13 protein-coding genes and 1 riboswitch are annotated in these 15,655 nt (G+C 54.7%); of the genes, 1 reads left to right on the forward strand and 12 read right to left on the reverse strand.

Annotated features, from left to right (window positions below):
• Position 1: 1 nt before the first annotated feature.
• From HNR64_RS00560 to HNR64_RS00575, 4 genes are all read right to left on the reverse strand, one after another.
• On the reverse strand, positions 2-1,093 hold the full coding sequence (locus HNR64_RS00560; RefSeq protein WP_204994693.1) for an ELM1/GtrOC1 family putative glycosyltransferase: 1,092 nt from the start codon (positions 1,091-1,093) through the stop codon (positions 2-4).
• Positions 1,094-1,211: 118 nt separating this feature from the next.
• Entirely contained in the window at positions 1,212-1,802 is a 591-nt protein-coding gene (gene ribA / locus HNR64_RS00565) for a GTP cyclohydrolase II (protein ID WP_239547458.1), read from the reverse strand.
• Positions 1,803-2,136: 334 nt separating this feature from the next.
• Positions 2,137-2,769, reverse strand: coding sequence for a retropepsin-like aspartic protease family protein (locus HNR64_RS00570; protein ID WP_204994695.1), 633 nt, complete (start codon positions 2,767-2,769; stop codon positions 2,137-2,139).
• Positions 2,770-2,865: 96 nt separating this feature from the next.
• Entirely contained in the window at positions 2,866-3,783 is a 918-nt protein-coding gene (locus HNR64_RS00575) for a LysR substrate-binding domain-containing protein (protein ID WP_204994696.1), read from the reverse strand.
• A gap of 93 nt (positions 3,784-3,876) precedes the next feature.
• On the opposite strand from HNR64_RS00575, the gene HNR64_RS00580 reads away from it, so the two are divergent.
• On the forward strand, positions 3,877-4,737 hold the full coding sequence (locus HNR64_RS00580; protein WP_027873170.1) for a sterol desaturase family protein: 861 nt from the start codon (positions 3,877-3,879) through the stop codon (positions 4,735-4,737).
• On the opposite strand, the gene thiD is transcribed toward HNR64_RS00580, so the two are convergent.
• The 8 genes from thiD to HNR64_RS00620 form a co-directional block, all read right to left on the reverse strand.
• Positions 4,734-6,200, reverse strand: a complete 1,467-nt coding sequence (gene thiD / locus HNR64_RS00585; protein ID WP_204994697.1) for a bifunctional hydroxymethylpyrimidine kinase/phosphomethylpyrimidine kinase — start codon at positions 6,198-6,200, stop codon at positions 4,734-4,736. The two genes, HNR64_RS00580 and thiD, sit on opposite strands and share 4 nt — an antisense overlap.
• A gap of 36 nt (positions 6,201-6,236) precedes the next feature.
• Positions 6,237-6,872 carry a glutathione S-transferase family protein gene (locus HNR64_RS00590; RefSeq protein WP_204994698.1) on the reverse strand — a complete coding sequence of 212 codons (636 nt, stop codon included), beginning with the start codon at positions 6,870-6,872 and terminating at the stop codon, positions 6,237-6,239.
• A 100-nt stretch (positions 6,873-6,972) separates the two neighbouring features.
• Entirely contained in the window at positions 6,973-7,770 is a 798-nt protein-coding gene (locus tag HNR64_RS00595; RefSeq protein WP_204994699.1) for a thiazole synthase, read from the reverse strand.
• Positions 7,771-7,802: 32 nt separating this feature from the next.
• Complete coding sequence (gene thiS, locus HNR64_RS00600) at positions 7,803-8,006, reverse strand: sulfur carrier protein ThiS (protein ID WP_204994700.1); 204 nt, start codon at positions 8,004-8,006, stop codon at positions 7,803-7,805.
• Positions 8,003-9,079 carry a glycine oxidase ThiO gene (gene thiO, locus HNR64_RS00605; RefSeq protein ID WP_204994701.1) on the reverse strand — a complete coding sequence of 359 codons (1,077 nt, stop codon included), beginning with the start codon at positions 9,077-9,079 and terminating at the stop codon, positions 8,003-8,005. Before thiO ends, thiS begins: the two co-directional genes overlap by 4 nt.
• A 6-nt stretch (positions 9,080-9,085) precedes the next feature.
• On the reverse strand, positions 9,086-10,972 hold the full coding sequence (gene thiC / locus HNR64_RS00610) for a phosphomethylpyrimidine synthase ThiC (RefSeq protein WP_204994702.1): 1,887 nt from the start codon (positions 10,970-10,972) through the stop codon (positions 9,086-9,088).
• 71 nt (positions 10,973-11,043) lie between these two features.
• A riboswitch (TPP riboswitch) is annotated at positions 11,044-11,158 on the reverse strand.
• Positions 11,159-11,292: 134 nt separating this feature from the next.
• Positions 11,293-11,496, reverse strand: coding sequence for a DUF6447 family protein (locus tag HNR64_RS00615; protein WP_204994703.1), 204 nt, complete (start codon positions 11,494-11,496; stop codon positions 11,293-11,295).
• A gap of 93 nt (positions 11,497-11,589) precedes the next feature.
• A complete protein-coding gene (locus HNR64_RS00620; protein ID WP_204994704.1) occupies positions 11,590-15,441 on the reverse strand; it encodes a Calx-beta domain-containing protein in 3,852 nt (1,283 codons plus the stop codon).
• Positions 15,442-15,655: the final 214 nt, after the last annotated feature.

Genomic DNA, 15,655 nt, shown 5'->3' on the forward strand with positions numbered 1-15,655 from the left:
ACTAACGCGCGGCAACTTTCCGCATAGCGGGCGCCGCCGGCAAGGGCTCACCATCAATTGGCTCAGCAATAGCCAGACGCGCCTGCAATCGCTGGTATAGGCTGTCGAGGTGTTGCTCATAGGAGCGCAACGGCATAAATGCGCTTGGCTGGTACGATTCGAAATCAGCGATCGCCCAGCGCTCAACCAAGCCCTGACTCTGTAAATACAGCAACGATCGCAAGTGGCTTCCGCGAATCACCGAATTCGCTGGGCGCAAGCCGATTACCGGTTTGTGCATTGCCACCGCCTCGCTCACCATGCTCAAACTATCTTCCGTGCAAAAGACGCGCTCTGCTGCCCCCAAGTAGGCATCGGCATTCGGGCTACTTGCCCCCTGATACACAATGGATGACAAGCAGTTCTTCTCGTTGAGATAGCTGCCGAGGATCTCTCCCGCTTGTCGGCCGCTGCGGCGCGACGTGGTAAGCAGCCACTGAATGCCGTGGCGCGTGGCGACCGCCGCCATCGCCTGCCCCAGCTGATGCCAATCACTCTCCTGATAGCGCAGGCCGCTGCCATCGCCCCCCACCAGCATCGCCCACAGCGGACGCTCAGCTTGCTCTGACAACAGGCTACCTGCACGGGTATTTTGCTCGGCATCGGTTTTGCAAAGTGCTACCCGGCTGGAAACATTGCACTGCTGCCAAGCGCTGCTAGCTGAAGCGGTGGGAAACGCGGTGACATTTGCCGAGACGGCGTTGGCGGGCAGGCTATAGCAATTTCCGATCACGACATTGCGACAGCGCCAATGCTGGCTCAGTGCAACATTCAGCGCCAACACATTGCCACCGAAGGACACAACAATATCCGGCGCGATATCCGGCAATTCATCACAGCGGTATGCGATAGACACCAGCCGCTGCGCCCAGGGTTGATTCATCGCGGCCAGTAGTCGCAATAGTCGGTTTAACAACTTAAGCTTGGGGCGCGCCCGCATGGCGCGAATCTGGGTGGCACCCCGGTGGCCCCGAGCAAGCAGCCGCGCTACGCCCTGGGCCTGCGAAAAATGTCCGGGCTTACCATCGTGAAGGACTAAAATGTGTTGCGACATCCGCGCTGACTCTCTCTGTTTACGATGAGAGAGAGGCTATCGGCTGCCAATGACTGAGCGGCGACAATACACTTACGGTTTAGTGACAGCGCCGCAACTCAATGAGAGTGAACAAGGCCTAGAACAAGTGCCCCAGTTTGCCGGACTTTGTTGCCAGATACTTGGCATTGTGAGGGTTTTGCCCCGTTTGCAAGGGCAGGCGCTCAACCACGTCGACGCCCTGATCCGTCAGCGCATTGACCTTGCGAGGGTTGTTGGTCATCAAGCGCACTTTGCTGATACCGAGCTCTTCGCACATGACTTTTAACAAACTGTAGTCACGCATGTCTGCACCAAAGCCCAGGCGTTCGTTTGCCTCCACCGTATCGGCGCCTTCATCCTGAAGTTTGTAGGCGCGGATCTTATTCATCAGACCAATGCCGCGACCTTCTTGACGGAGATAGAAAATGGCGCCGCGACCTTCCTCGGCAATTTTCTCCATCGCCGCCTGAAGCTGGGAGCCACAGTCACAGCGCATGCTGAACAGGGCATCACCCGTCAGACACTCTGAATGGATACGGGCGAGCACAGGCTGGCCGTCGCCGATATCACCGAGGCTTAATACAACGTGTTCTTTGCCGAGTTCGGCGTCCTCGAAACCATGAATATCAAACACTCCCCAAGGGGTGGGAAGCTTGGAGGACTCAATAAAGCGGACCGCCACAGGCATCTCCAAGAAAAAATCCGGTCGCGCATTTTAGCAGCGACGCGCGCAGCAGGCGAGCCAGAATACGCAATTGGGGCAGCCAGGGCCTGTTAACACTAATTGAGTTACGCCTGTTGCGGCTAAAAATTCGCCAACCTAGGAATGAGAAGAGAGGTTTGCTTATTCCAAATGAACGACGAATGGTGGATTTTTAGCCGCAACCCAGAGGGCTGGCGCCATTTTTGCCCCCAGCGTTGTTGTCGGTCGCTTGTTTGGGCCCACCAAACTTCGCTTCCTCCGCCTAGCTGGAGGCAAAAATGACCTCCAGCAGGTGCATCTCAATTAGTGTTAACAGGCCCTAGGGGGCACTTAAGGTCATAATACTGCCGCGTTCTTGAAGATCGACATGCTCTAGAAAGCTCATTCCCAGCAGTATTACATGGGGGTATTCACCATCCACCACCACAGCGGGAATATGGTGGCGCTCTATGCCGCCTACCGCCAGTTTGTCCAGTTTCACCGCAAAGCCGCGGCTGACACCAGACGCGGTGGCAATACTAACCACTGGCGCGTCGTCGTAGCGAATACCTAATTGGCGGGCATGGCGAGCGCTCATTGCTACTTTGGTGGCGCCGGTATCCACCACCGCCTCGGCGCTTCGACCATTGATCTGCAGGCGCGTTCGATATTCACGATTACTGTTGCGCTGCAACACCACTTCCTGGCGTTTGCTCTCGGCATACAGTGTGCCAATACGTTTATTGAGTGTGAGGCGGTGGGTTTTTCCTTGATAGCGCACCTGAGCAAATCGCGAATTCGCCGACAGCACTTTGGCCCCACCCGGGTGGCTGCTGCCGGTGCGCACTAATTGTTGCTGGCCATTGATCTCCAGCAGCACCGCGTTTTTAAATAGTCCGCGCACAATCAACTCGCTGGCGCTGGCTGTCGTAGCCGCCACCATTAAAACTGCAATTATCGCCAGCTGTTTCATACGCGCGATCTCAAAAATGGCTCTGCCTGATTATTGTGTTTGGCTACGCGCATAGTAGCACCCACACAGCGCAGGTCGATACGTTATCTCCACAGCTTAGCCAGCACCCGGCAATCGCTGACGCCGAAGTAACTCAATAAACCAACGGTGCCCTGCATCGCCGTTCAGGCTTAGTGGCCACATCAGCCAGACGGGTATCGGCGGCACCGGCAATGGAAAGGGCAGAACCTGAATATCGTAGGCCGCAGCGTATCGCCTGGCGAGTTCGCGGGGCATAGACGCCAGGGCATCGGTTTGCTCAACCACCGACGGCATGGCCGCGAAGTGCTGAACATGAAGGTCGACCCGGCGCTCAAGCTTCTGCCCGCCCAGTGCCAATTCAAGCTGGCTGCGGTAACGGCTGCGCTGGCGCAGCAAAATGTGGCCCTCTGCAAAATACTGTTGCGCAGACAGGCTGCCAGCGATACGCGGGTGGGCACCGGCGGCAATCACTACCAGCTCTTGCTCACCCAATAGCGCCGAGCAGACTTTATCCGATTCAATCCGCACAAAGTCGATCACTGCATCGTACTCCAGGCGAGACAAGGCTTTGGCCACATCTTGTTGATCCAGCACCTCGTTGCGCAAGCGCAGACCCGCTCCTGAACCCTGCAATGCGCGCAGCAGCGGCCCCAGCGCCGCCATTTCCATGTAGCCGTCAGCCAACAGGCTGAATTCCCGCTCGGCGGTGGCAGGTGAGAACACTTGCTCCACGCTAAGCGCTTCAGAAATCAGTGCGAGGGCCTCGGCGACGGCCGCCTGAGCGGCAATCGCCCGTGGCGTTGGCCGCATCCCGCTGCGGGTGCGCACAAACAGCTCGTCTTTCATGGTCAGCCGCAAGCGCTGCAAGGCCGCACTGACAGCGGGCTGGCTCATGCCGAGTTGCTCGGCCACCCGAGACAAATTTTGTTCGCGCAGCAGGGCCTCAAACACCGTGAGCAAATTAAGGTCGACCGAGCGTAAATTCAGCTTCATAAATATTAGATATATAAATTATCAAATTTACAAATACCTCAAATCCCGTAACCTGTCTACATCAGCCGCATATAACAGTAACAAGGAGCTGCCATGACACTGCAACCTGCGCATTTCGTGACACTATTTATAATTGTTTTTGCCCTATGGGAATGGCTCAGTGGCCGCGCCCGCGCCGAGCGCAAAAGCAAGGAAGATTGGCAAATGGCGGGACTGAGTGCCGCCGGCATGGTGCTTATTCAACGGCCAGCACTGCTGTTTGGCATCGCTTGGATCGCTGGCCTCATCATCCCTCAGTATCAGGGCGGCCTAAGCTGGTTGGTAAGTGATTACTTCTGGCTAACACTTATCGGCTACATCGCCTTAGAGGAACTGTTCCACGGCCTTGGACACTGGTTTGCCCACGCCCGTCGGCCCAAATCGCGCTGGCTACAACGCCTGCAAGGCCTCTATAAGATCGGCCATCGCCCGCACCATTTGTCGGGCGGTAACGACGGCAAGGGGCAATTAACGGTGACGCAGACCTTTGTCGAGCACTGGCTGTGGTGGTTCATCATGCCCAATTACTGGTTCCAGTTTTTAGCTCTATACCTGGGGCTCACAGAGGTGTTTATTATCGGCACGCTGTTCAAAGGCCTGTGGGCGGCTCACAACCACGTGAACTGGAACTATGACTTGTACTTCCTCAACCACCGCTGGGCTTGGGTGAGAAATAGCATGTATGCCCTTTGCCACATTTTCACCTTCCCGACACAGCACCACCATCACCATGCCCGTGGCAAAAATTCAGGGAGCAACCTATGCAACCTGTTAGCGATCTACGATTGGTTGTTGTTCGGCACATTGGTGATCGAGCGCGAGAAGCCCAAAGTCTATGGCTGGCGCCAAACCCCCGAAGAGGAGCACAGCGCCTTATACCGCTACTTTTACACCGACCTTGCCAAGCTTCGCTAGTGAAGCGCCAGTAATTCGGCGACCACCGCCTCAGGGTCATCCGCCTCGGTAATCGCGGTGATCATCGCACAGCTCCCAACGCCCGTCGCCAGCACGTCGGGGGCCCGGCGGCGGTCGATCCCGCCTATCGCAGTAAGGGTATAACTCGGCGACAGGATATCGACCCAACGCTTAAGCTGAGTCAGGCCCTGAGCCCCAAAGCGCATCACCTTGCTAGTCGTCGGGTAGACCGGGCCAATCGCGATATAACTGGGTGACAGCGCATGAGCACGAGCGATTTCATAGTAGCTGTGGGTGCTCACGCCCAAGCGCAAGCCAGCAGCGGCGATCGCGCCAATGTCGGCAATATCCAGGTCTTCCTGGCCCAGGTGTACGCCATAGGCCCCGGCGTCAATCGCCTGGCGCCAGTAATCATTAATAAACACCCGCGCGCTGTATTGTTGGCCCAGTGCAACAGCGCGCCGAATTTCCTCATCGAGATTGCTCTGCTCGGGGTTTTTAATGCGCAACTGGATCGTTTTAACACCGGCACGCAGCAAGCGCCCCAGCCACTCAGTACTGTCCACCACCGGGTACAAACCCAGTTCGCCGCCACAATCGGGTAACGCCTGAATCGGCGCGGCGGGCAACTGCCGACTCAAACGTGGAAAGTCCTCCAGCCGCTGCGGCCAGCCCAGGTGTACAACCGGGCCGGGGCCACCACCGAGCTGCACAGCCAAACGCAGTCCCTGACTGACATAGGCCTTAGCAATGACTAAGGCATCAGCCAGTTCATAGCCACGAGCGATCAGCGCCGCTATCGCCGACGATAGCGTACAGCCAGTGCCGTGGGTATTGAGTGTGTCGATATTTTCGCCACTCAGCCAGAAGCCACTCTCGCCATCGGTCCAATAGTCGTGACGACAGCCATCATCGGTGCTCAGGTGCCCGCCAGTTAGCAGCACCGAACGGGCGCCTAACACCACGATATCCTGGGCGGCACGCTCTACATCAGCCGGGGAGTTAATCTCACGATTGAGCAGGGTTTCGGCTTCGCTGATATTTGGCGTCAGCAGGTCGGCGCGCGGCAAGATTTTTTCGATCAACGCTTCGCTGACACCATCCTCCATCAGCTGACCGCCACTGGTAGACACCATAACGGGGTCGCAAACCACAAAGCCGCGATAGTCAGCCAGGTACTTTGCCACCATCTCAACAACATCTTCGCCGCCGAGCATCCCCAGCTTTATCGCCGCCGCCTGCAGGTCACTGTCGAGCGCATTAATTTGCGCGGCAAGCGCCCGACGCGGCGTAATGGCCACATGCCCAACCGTAAAACTATTTTGCGCTGTTAATGCCGTAACCACTGAACAGCCGTGCACGCCAAAATCGTGAAAGCTGGCCAAGTCCGCCTGAATACCGGCTCCGCCACCGGAATCTGAGCCGGCAATCGTCCATGCAATGGGCTTTGAATGACTCGCCATAAGGCCTTTTTACCTCTGATTAACCGTGGGGTTTCCCTACTCTGGACGAAATATGGCTTCGGCCTTGAGCCACATTGGTCGGTCGCGCAGGCGCAATAGATACGCCTGAATATTGGCGTAGGAGCCAAGCACATCGCCGCCCGCCGGCCCTGGAATCAACGGCGAATCGAGCATCATCAACGGAAAGGCGACCATAATATCGGCAGCGCTAAATTCACCGGCAATGTACTCCCTGTTCGCCAGCACCCCCTCCATATACCCGAGTACCGTCTCAAATTCGCCGTGCACAAAGCTATTGTAGGCGGGGTTATCCACGCCACTCATGCCGGCGATCATATTCATCAGCACCGGCGTCATCAGCGTTGACTCAGCCGCATGAAGCCAGTGCAGATACTCAATATATTCCGGTGTCCCGGCGGCCGGCCGCAGGCGACCTTCGCCATACTTGTCGAGCAAATATTCCACAATGGCGCCGGATTCCGGGATCACCAAGCCATCATCTTCAATGACCGGCGCTTTCCCCATCGGGCTGACCTCCCAAAGCGACGGTGGCGAGCGAAATGTCTCCGGGTCGCGATCGTGCTTAACCAAGCGGTATTCAAGACCGAGCTCCTCCGCCAACCAGATAATCCGGTCGGAGCGAGAGAGACCAAGATGATGGATCGTTAACATGAAGACTTCCTGTGCTGAAATGGGTTGGGGCGCGACACCCGCCTACCACTGATAATAGCAGTGCTTTGCTATCGGTACCGGCCTCGCGCCACGGCGATGATTATTGGTGCCAAAACGGCATACCGAGCGTCGGTGTCGACGGTGAGGCGGTTTGCCGAGCTGGCATTGCACCCGCGCGATACGCTTTGCGGCCTGCAGAGAGTGCATCGCGAAACGCCTCGGCCATGGTGACCGGCTGACTGGCCTGGGCAACCGCGGTATTAAGCAGTATGCCGTCGTATCCGAGCTCCATTGCCTGTACGGCATGAGACGGTTTACCGATGCCTGCATCCACGATCAACGGCAGCGACGGCAAGCGCTCACGAATGGTTTGTAAGTTGTAGGGGTTCATTAACCCCCTACCCGTACCAATTGGAGAGCCCCAGGGCATCAGCACCTCACAGCCGGCATCGCGCAGACGCTGACAAACAACCAGGTCGTCAGTGCAATACGGGAAGACCTTAAAGCCCATCTTGCTCAACTGCTGGGCCGCCTCGATGGTGGCGATTGGATCCGGCTGCAAATTGTAGTCGTCACCAACAACTTCCAACTTCAACCAGTCCGTCTCAAAAAGCTCGCGGCTCATTTGCGCGAGCGTCACCGCCTCTTTCACGGTGTGACAGCCGGCGGTGTTCGGCAACAGGGTTTTCCCAAGGCTTTTAATTTGCTGCCAAAATGCCTCGCCACCGCCTTGTTCAGGCGACTGACGGCGCAGACCGACGGTAATAATTTCAGCGCCCGAGGCCAAAATAGCCTCGCACATCACCTGCGGTGACGGGTACAGCGCACTCCCTATCAACAGGCGACTGGTAAACGACTTACCGTAGAGGCTCCACGAGTCCCGCCGATCTACAGACATGCTTTATTCCTCAATTTTCGAGCACACGAGCGCTAGCCACCTTGCACGGGGGCCAGCACGTCTAGCTGATCGCCATCGCGCAAGCGGTGCTCGCCATAGCGTGAACGCGGCACAAAATCACCGTTTACGGCAACCGCAACCTTGCCACTTTCAAAGCCCCATTCTTGAAGCAGCGCCGCCAGGGACTTCTGCTTGTCGCACAGCTTCTGCTGATTGTTCACACTGACGGCGATCATGACGCTCGGACCCGTTCACACATACCTTGATCAAATTTTTCCAATGCCTGCTCCACGACATGAGGACTGAGCAGGTAGCCGTGACGATAGAGGCCGTTCACTACCAAACGGCCCGGCTCAGCCATGACCACCGGTAAGTTGTTTGGCATCGCCGGCCGGCAATGCGACCAGGCATGCTCTACCTCCGCTTCCGCAAAACCACTGTGCAAGCTGTACAACGCCGACAGTAGCTCCAGATGACTGCGCACTGTCACCGGCGCCATCGACTCGCTCTCGATCTCCGTGGCACCAATCACATAGCGATTATCCGGCCGTGGCGCGATGTAGAGCTTGTAGCGCGGGTGCATCAAGCGCACTGGGCGCTGTAAGTTCACCTCTGGCGCACGCAGCCACAATACCTCACCGCGCACGCCCCGCAGCCCCGCCAATTGCCCCTTGGCACCAATCCCGCGGCAGTCGACGACGCAATCAAAATCTTGCCAGCGGCCCTGCGCATACAGACGCCCCGGCTCAATGTCAGTAACGTCGACATGCTCGTGCCACTGGCCTGAAAGATCGGCGATGGCGTGATCGAGAGCACGAAGTAGCGCGCTGTTATCGAGGTAGCCCTCGTGAGGCAGGAACAAACCGTTGCGATAACGACCCGCTAACTCCGGCTCCAGTTCCGCGAGGCGCGCCGCAGAAAGTTGCTCAACATCGGCTAAATGATCGGGCACGACCGCCTGCAACTGCTGGAGAAAATGCGCCAGTGTGGACTGGTCCAGTTCGTGCGCAACGACAACACTGCCATCAACGCGGCATGTGATATCCACGCCGGTTGCTTCGCCCAGCTCAGCAATGTTCTGTGGCCACCACGCGAGAGCGCGCAAGCCCCAGTCGAAAACCTGACGCTCGGCGCTCGCCACTTCCGTGTACGGCGCCAGCATCGACGCGGCGATACGCGCCGCGCTCTGCTCGGCAGCGCGACTACCGCGTTCAAAGATACAGAGCCGGTGCCCACGCTGCAGCAACTTCCAGGCGAGCAAGCGCCCGAGCAAACCGCCACCAACAACGGCAATAGACATTGCGCTCATACGCGCCTACACCTTGTGGTAGATTTCACTACCCTGCTCTTTAAATTCGGCAGACTTTTTCGCCATCTCCTGCTCGATATCGCCTGATTCCAGCTTTGCAGCGTAATCACGCACATCTTGAGTGATTTTCATCGAACAGAACTTTGGCCCACACATTGAGCAGAAGTGTGCGACTTTCGCGGACTCCTTGGGCAGGGTTTCGTCGTGAAACTCCCTCGCGGTGTCCGGATCGAGCCCCAGGTTGAATTGGTCCTCCCAGCGGAATTCAAAGCGCGCTTTACTCAAGGCGTTATCACGCAATTGCGCGCCGGGATGCCCCTTGGCTAAGTCGGCCGCATGCGCCGCAATTTTGTAGGTAATGATGCCGGTTTTTACATCATCCTTATTGGGTAAGCCCAAGTGTTCTTTCGGAGTGACGTAACACAGCATGGCGCAGCCATACCAGCCGATCTGCGCCGCGCCAATGCCCGAGGTAATGTGGTCGTAGCCCGGCGCGATGTCAGTAGTGAGCGGCCCCAGTGTATAAAACGGCGCCTCGTCACAGTGCTTTAGCTGCTCGTCCATATTCTCTTTGATCATCTGCATCGGCACGTGACCGGGGCCTTCAATCATCACCTGAACATCGTGCTTCCACGCCTTCTTGGTCAACTCACCCAAGGTACGCAGCTCGCCGAACTGCGCTTCGTCATTGGCGTCAGCAACCGAGCCGGGGCGAAGCCCATCACCCAGCGAAAACGACACATCATAGGCCTTCATGATTTCGCAGATGTCGTCAAAGTGGGTGTAAAGGAAGTTTTCTTTGTGATGGGCCAAACACCACTTTGCCATGATCGAGCCACCGCGCGACACAATGCCGGTTACGCGCTTCGCCGTTAGCGGCACGTAACGCAGTAGCACGCCTGCGTGGATCGTAAAGTAATCCACGCCCTGCTCGGCCTGCTCTATCAGCGTATCGCGGAAGATCTCCCAGGTGAGGTCCTCGGCGATGCCGTCGACCTTTTCCAGCGCCTGGTAAATCGGCACGGTACCCACCGGCACAGGCGAATTGCGCACAATCCACTCGCGGGTCTCATGAATATTTTTGCCCGTCGACAAATCCATCATGGTGTCGGCACCCCAGCGAATGCCCCAGGTGAGTTTGGCAACCTCTTTCTCAATGGACGAACCCAGTGCGGAATTCCCGATATTGCCATTCACCTTTACCAGGAAGTTACGGCCGATAATCATCGGCTCCAGTTCAGGGTGGTTAATATTGGCCGGAATAATGGCGCGACCGCGAGCGACCTCGTCGCGAACAAACTCGGGGGTAATTTCTTTGGGAATGCTCGCCCCAAAGGATTGTCCCGGATGCTGCACCGCCAACTCCCCCGACTCACGCGCCTGCGCCAGTGCCATGTTTTCACGTATGGCGATGTATTCCATCTCTGGTGTGATGATGCCGCGCTTAGCGTAATGCATTTGGCTGACGTTCTGACCCGCTTTCGCGCGACGCGGGCGGCGCTTTAGGTCAAACCGCAGCTGTTCAAGGCTCAAGTCAGCGGCGCGTTGACGGGTATATTCAGAGCTGTCACTGCTCAGCAGCTCGGTGTCATCGCGATCCAATATCCACTGCTCGCGAATTGGCGTTAAGCCCTTGCGAATATCAATGCTCGCCGCGGGATCAGTGTACGGACCAGAAGTATCATAAACCCGCACCGGTGCATTGGGCTCTAAGCGAGTGGAACCGTCAGGGTCTTGCACAGGCGTCGCCGTCAACTTGATTTCCCGCATTGGGACCTGGAGGTCAGAACGACTCCCTTCAACATAAATCTTTGACGAACCCGGCAGGGGCTCAACGGCAGCGGCATCGACTTGCGCAGTTTCACGCAGCAACGGATATTCAGATGAACTCATTATTCCCCCCGCGCACGTAGGCGCTCAGTGTTGTAAACACAGGGAGCAGATCGTCAGTAGAGACGGAATATGACTGAGGCGACCTTGTTCCCTACGCTGGCATTATCCAGATCAGGTGCAACGGGACTCGCTACGCGATCTCAGCCCTGGCCGATTTGGCCGTGACGGGCGCCCCGACAAGAGTTTGTCAGTGTAGGGTGGGGGCAAGGCAATGGCAAGAGGCTGCGTAGCGCCAAATAAAGCGGGCCATCTCTAGCACCGGCACATAAAAAAGCCGCATCAGCGGCTTTCCAAGACAAACGTTTTGCAGCTTGGGAGACCTATTGATCAACTTTCGACAAGGTCTCAGCCAAGGCGCGCGCATAAGCATTGCGGGCAGTTTGATGTATGGCTAAGTCTTGCTGCATCTTCGTAATCCGCTGGTCAGCTACTCGCACATTCATTAGCTGGCTCTTAGCCTGATCACTTAATTTTTCTAGACTGTATTCTCGACCATCAATGGTAACGATTTTTTGATTATGCATACTAGCTCCCTTTTTAACGAAAAAATCCCTGCCGCAAGCGCGACAGGGATCAATAGTCACCTACCTATTCTGCTAGGCAGTTAGACCAATCATTTAGGCAACAACTACATCATTGGCCTGAATAGCACTAACACCATCGAGAACAATCTGCAGGTCATTAGCATTTAAAGAACCATCGTCGTTAGCATCTACCCACAAAGTGCTGGTATCCACTTGGAAGACATAGTCAATAATGCCGTCAGCCTGAGTGGTCGCACCCTGAGCCGCTCCAAAACTCGCTTGGTTGCCTGCAAAGTTTCCTGCACCTGCACCGAGGTTAAACTCAATCTGATCTGCAGATGCACCTGTCGACACAAAGTCAAGAATAGTATCAATGGTAACACCCGCGGACTCCGCTACCGCGTTGTAGGTAAAGGTATCATTGCCTGCACCACCGGTCAGGGTATCCGCACCCAGCCCGCCCACTAGCACATCATCACCCGCACCACCATCAATCACGTCATTGGCACTTCCAGTCATGAAGAGGTCATTACCTTCACCGCCAATCACAGTAATTGACTTCGCGCTGGTTAATGCCGAGGCATCCAGGGTGATGTCAGCAGAATCAACAATATTGCCGAAAGCGTCCAGCGCATTCTGCATGCCACTGCCATCTACTGTCAGGGTATTTACCCCTGCAGACAGGCTATTTACGACAGCGTTGTCGGTAATATCAACATCCACATCACGTCCAGCGACACTAGACTGAAGCTTCACGAATTCGGCTGAACGCACACCATCAAGGTTTGCATTACCATTGTCAGCTTCGAGCTGAACAGTATCTGACTTACTGTCACCAAAGACTAAATCGTCGAACTGGTCGATCTCACTCGCGGTAGAGAAAACCGTGATAGCACCTTTTGCGGCGGTCGCAGTACCTGCACCACCATTGAGAATGTCATCTCCGCCATCGCTCAGATCAATCAACAGATCGTTAACAAAACCTTCCCCTACGATAATCTCATCAATAAGACTGCTACCGGTGATATTGTTGATACCACGGTCATTAGCAATTTGGTTAATGGTTAACAGGTTCTGCGTCGCGCCGCCAATCAACGTGATATCGGATAGCGTTAAATTTTCGACTCCACTCCAGTTATTAAAGACACCGTCGCGAAGGTCCACTGCAGCATTCAACAACACAACGCTGTCGGTGCCGGCACCGCCGCTCACTTCATCAGCAGAGGTCAAGCCTGCATCAATACCACCGCCCACGTCCGCCACTTGGAAGTAGAAGGTGTCGTTACCATCGCCGCCATCTAATTTATCGATACCTTCAGCTACACCTCGTGCAAAGGTCTCGCCAGCGTAAATTCGATCATTACCTGCGCCGCCTTGAACAACATCGTCTCCAGCGCGAGCAACGATGAAATCGTCACCGCCGTTACCATTAATAGCGTCAGCACCGTCCGAGGCGAATACGTCATCGTCTTGCTGAGTACCGAAGAATGTAATGTTTTCGCCGTAAAACTCGAAGTAGTTTGCAAAGTCATTCGGGTTAGTAGCACCCGGCGTACGGTCACCTGAGGTCTGGAGGCCGCTCGCATCGAAAGTAATATTGTGAGCAGCAGATGCAGCAGAAGCCACCGCTTGATCAACCTCTATATCGACCTGCCCGGTCTGACCTGTCAGCGTGGTTGTAGAACCGTCCTCAACATACAGATCATCAATTTGATTACGACCAGTTTCATCCACACCGGTAGTGAGATCGTCAACATTCGTATTGATTAGCTCGATATTGACTTGACTGAAGCCATTCGCCTCAACATTGTCGATTCTATCGTTATCATTGAACGCATTTGAAGCATCACTACCCATATGCGAAATATTCAGTGTGTTGTTGCCTGCTGCGGCGTTGAATTCCGTGTCATCTACACGGTCTGTTGCAAAAGTGAAGGTGTTCACGTCTCGAACATTGTCAACCGTTACATCGCTAATGTCCGCGTCTTGAACATTGGCAAGCCCACCATCAGCAAAAGTATCGTCAAAAACAAAGCCAGTGAAGTTCGCAATTAATGCTGCATCAAGGTCTACATCTTCAGTAGTTTGAGTCCATACATCGACAATCAAGTTTTCAACATTTGTAGCATTATTGATCGCTTGCACTACGCCATCAGATGCATCATCCAATCCATTTGGGGTGGTACCATTAGGTAATACACCACCTGCTGCGGCAGAAATAGTGTCATTGAAGTGGATTTCAAGGCTGTCGTTGCCTGCACCGCCATCTACCGAGTCGTTTCCGTTAAAGCCGGTTGACGATAGAACTAGCAGATCGTCGCCGCCCTGGAAGTTGACTGTGTTATTGCCCTGACCAATAACCAGCGACGTATCATCCTGAGCACCAGTGAAAGTGATATTGCGATCAGTAAACGGAGGAGCACCCGCATCACCTAGCAAGTTAATATCCAGCGTTCCTTCCAAGCCAGAGGCATCGAAGGTAGTCACATCGTTGAAGATAGCTGGCGTTGCATCCTCTGCTAAATTACCAACACCTGCTACATTGCCGTTACCAGATAGATTCACGGTAGTCAGGCCGTCAACGTCTTGGATAGTGCTGTTACTAAAAGAGGTGACGGTCGACGATGGATTGGCGGCAGGGCCGTTCACTTCCAGGTTAAGCGTATCAATGCCGACAGTTTGTGCAGAATCAAAATCAAACTGGGCGCCATTGGCATTATTCATGGCCACATCTAATTCATTGTCTAAACCTTGTAGGCCATTTTGCGAATAGCTAATTTCGGTCGTTGATCCGCCATCTTGCTGGATGAACTTAACATCATCATTCAATCCTGTAACGGTAAAGACATTACCCGCTTGGGAGGTATTTACAATTTCTTGGAAGTCATTAGAGCCTGACATATCAAGAGTTACATTAACGCCAGCTGTAATCTTCGCTTCTAAGCGTTCTACCGATCCAGAATTTAACGTCAGATTATCAAAGTTATTATGAGACAGTTTCAATGTGTCAAAACCATCACCACCGTCTATGGTATCTGCCGTCCCTAAAGTGTGGGCAGCGAAACCACCATTAGAATTTACAGTACCCGATAAAATTTCGTCGTCTAAGCTTGTACCAACAATAGTGTCGTCATTTAAAGTAGTCTTCAACGAATTGGTTTCGTCGTTGAGGATCAGTGCTTCTGCTGTAGCAGTAGCCGTAAGCTGTGAACCAGTAATAGTCAGTTTTACTGATTCATCACCTTCGAAGTCGCCATCGCCATTTACATCTACCGTAATGATTTTGGTTGTTTCACCTTCAGCAAACACAACATCCTGAGCAAAGGCCTTGAAATCTTGACCGACCGAAGCACCATCCACATCTCCAGCTCCGGCAACCACGGTGACCTTTACGCTTTCACCAACAGGGGCCTTGTCTAAGGTCAGAGTGAAGGTCAACTGGTTGCTATCGCCTTGGTCGCCTTCGACTACATCCACACCGCTGGCCGACACGGTGTAAGTTTCGGGGGTAGGGTCTGGGTTGTTATTGCTATTGTCGTTGTCACTGCTTTTACTACCGCCATCACTGTCATCGTCGTCAGCTACGGCATAACCCACTGCCGCAGCACCAACGCCGGCTGCGACCCACATACCTGTAGACATACCGCCAGCCGCGGAACCTCCTGTTGATGCGCCGCCAGATGACTGTGCGTTGGTGTCAGCCAGAACCATTGCCGCAACGCCATTGTCGGCAGCAGCAACTTCTACGGCTTCAGTTTGAATTGCGCCTTCGCTAAGCGCCACTTCCTCTTCCAGCTTCTTCTCATCGTCGAAGAGGCCTTCTACAGGTGCGGTTTCTAGTTCGGCTTGGGGGGCTACAGCAGCCGCCAATTCGGCAGACAATGTGTCGACAGCAGTCGTATCCACATCCACTGTAATTTGCTCACGCGTTCCTTGCTTTTTCATTTGTATCTCCCTGGGTACGAGTACTATCCGACATCCGCCGGAATCTCTACAGCAACTGATTTTGCAATCAGTATTCTGGTCAATAGCAGGCTCCCTGCCTGCCGTGCTACGCGCTGTACTCAATCCTTGAAACAGACTTGCGTAACGCCGGTATGTACGAGTACCGGCTTGACATAAACTTTTTCGAGCTTGAAAGGTACGTCAGCGTTGTCAA

The organism is Spongiibacter marinus (assembly GCF_016906995.1).
Lineage (GTDB): Bacteria > Pseudomonadota > Gammaproteobacteria > Pseudomonadales > Spongiibacteraceae > Spongiibacter > Spongiibacter marinus.

Coding starts and splice junctions, on each gene's coding strand:
- thiO (WP_204994701.1), bottom strand. CDS start 9,079: ATGAGCGCAATGTCTATTGCCGTTGTTGGTGGCGGTTTGCTCGGGCGC.
- thiS (WP_204994700.1), bottom strand. CDS start 8,006: ATGATCGCCGTCAGTGTGAACAATCAGCAGAAGCTGTGCGACAAGCAG.
- HNR64_RS00620 (WP_204994704.1), bottom strand. CDS start 15,441: ATGAAAAAGCAAGGAACGCGTGAGCAAATTACAGTGGATGTGGATACG.
- HNR64_RS00570 (WP_204994695.1), bottom strand. CDS start 2,769: ATGAAACAGCTGGCGATAATTGCAGTTTTAATGGTGGCGGCTACGACA.
- ribA (WP_239547458.1), bottom strand. CDS start 1,802: ATGCCTGTGGCGGTCCGCTTTATTGAGTCCTCCAAGCTTCCCACCCCT.
- HNR64_RS00575 (WP_204994696.1), bottom strand. CDS start 3,783: ATGAAGCTGAATTTACGCTCGGTCGACCTTAATTTGCTCACGGTGTTT.
- HNR64_RS00560 (WP_204994693.1), bottom strand. CDS start 1,093: ATGTCGCAACACATTTTAGTCCTTCACGATGGTAAGCCCGGACATTTT.
- HNR64_RS00580 (WP_027873170.1), top strand. CDS start 3,877: ATGACACTGCAACCTGCGCATTTCGTGACACTATTTATAATTGTTTTT.
- thiD (WP_204994697.1), bottom strand. CDS start 6,200: ATGGCGAGTCATTCAAAGCCCATTGCATGGACGATTGCCGGCTCAGAT.
- thiC (WP_204994702.1), bottom strand. CDS start 10,972: ATGAGTTCATCTGAATATCCGTTGCTGCGTGAAACTGCGCAAGTCGAT.
- HNR64_RS00615 (WP_204994703.1), bottom strand. CDS start 11,496: ATGCATAATCAAAAAATCGTTACCATTGATGGTCGAGAATACAGTCTA.
- HNR64_RS00590 (WP_204994698.1), bottom strand. CDS start 6,872: ATGTTAACGATCCATCATCTTGGTCTCTCTCGCTCCGACCGGATTATC.
- HNR64_RS00595 (WP_204994699.1), bottom strand. CDS start 7,770: ATGTCTGTAGATCGGCGGGACTCGTGGAGCCTCTACGGTAAGTCGTTT.